The organism is Stenotrophomonas sp. STEN021 (assembly GCF_056760175.1).
Map to the genome: position 1 here is coordinate 1 of NZ_JBRREH010000169.1, position 1,119 is coordinate 1,119.

At 56.0% G+C, this 1,119-nt stretch carries 1 protein-coding gene; it reads right to left on the minus strand.

Going from position 1 to position 1,119, the window contains the following annotated elements:
* Positions 1–1,119 (minus strand): Ig-like domain-containing protein (locus ACVOL0_RS20360; RefSeq protein WP_481550627.1); only part of this gene is annotated, 1,119 nt, incomplete at both ends.

The window sequence follows — 1,119 nt, forward strand, 5'->3', positions numbered from 1 at the left end:
CGTCTTCTTCCGCTTGCCCGTGTGTTCCGCGTCCCCGAAGCTCAGCTGCATCGTCGTCATCCGTCGAACCTTGCGCTATTGTCGCCGAGGAATTGTTCAGAGCATCCTTAGGCGCCGTAAGTTGAATCGAAGCAACAAGCACGCCCTCTGGCGCTTCAAAAGAAAGTCGCTTTAAACCTTTGTTGTCGTAAACCAACTGTGAGCGGCCAATCTCCACGCCGCGTTGGTCGAGATAAACTGCAGAAGCACCCACATTCCCCGTGAAGTACACGAACGATACAAACGAGCTTTCCGACGGAAGCTCAAGATTGATTACAGCGCCACCAACTGTAGATAGGACCTTGCCGACTTCATCTGGCCGCATACCAACGCTGTTCTCAGTCCACCCCATATCGTTGACTGTGAAGAATCCGCTTACTTTCACTCCCGTCGATAGAACCACATCTTGAGTACCCAAGTCATGGTATCCATCAAGCAAACCATCAAAATTCTCAATCCCACCGATACCACCCAGTTCCACAACGCGGAACCCAAAGACGCCCGATGACGCACCGGCATTGCCCTGCGCATCCACCTCGGTGGCAACAAGGTTGTGCAGCCCCTTGCTCAACGCCTCCAGCGGCTGGTACGACCAGTTACCCGCCGCATCCACCTGCACACGCGCCAATTCGACACCATTGTCGGTCAGCATGAGAATGCTGTTCGGCTCGCCCTTGCCGCTGATCAACGGCATATCGTCGTCAGTCACTGCGCCACTCTTCAGTGGACCCGTTGCCATGCCAACGGCGTCGTAGATCGAGTCGATGCTGGGCGCAATCATCGGCAGCAGGCTCACGGTGAAATTGAACACCTCCGAGGGCGCACTAACAGTGCCCGCCTGATTCACTGCAACCACGGTGATCGCATGCGCACCGCTGATCAGCGCTACGTCCGGCGTAAAGCTCCAATTGCCCTCGGCATCAGCTCGCACGCGCCCAATTTCAGAACCAAAATCACGAATGATCACGGTACTGTTGGCCTCGGCCTTGCCACTGAAGGCTGGCTGGGTATCGTCGGTGCGACCACCACTTTGCACGGGCCCATGCACTTCACCCACATCGTCATAAACGCTGTCGATGG